The sequence below is a fragment of the Aquimarina algiphila genome, assembly GCF_007489275.1.
Classification (GTDB): Bacteria; Bacteroidota; Bacteroidia; order Flavobacteriales; family Flavobacteriaceae; genus Aquimarina; species Aquimarina algiphila.
Window position 1 is genome coordinate 1 of sequence record NZ_VLNR01000256.1, and the last position, 261, is coordinate 261.

Consider the following 261-nt stretch of genomic DNA (forward strand, 5'->3'; position numbering starts at 1 on the left):
ATTAGAAATCAAAAAAGAAGCAGCATTAAAAGCTCATGAAAATGCATCAAGTAAAGGAAGAGAGCTCCTTGAAAATTTACTAGGAAAGAAGACTTTTCTAAAACAGGTAACTGAGCGTATCAAAACTATAGATGATATATTGGAAGATAACGGTATCACTCAGAAAGAACTCGATACAATGTTTGCCAATGCTCCTGAACATTTAAAATATCAGTACATAGGAGAATTATTATGTAAATCTTTAAATGAAGGATGGTTACC

1 protein-coding gene is annotated in these 261 nt (G+C 31.8%); it reads left to right on the forward strand.

The annotated features are described in order from the left end of the window. The coding region (locus FOF46_RS32260) for a hypothetical protein (protein WP_167572060.1) at positions 1-261 on the forward strand (261 nt) is incomplete at both ends.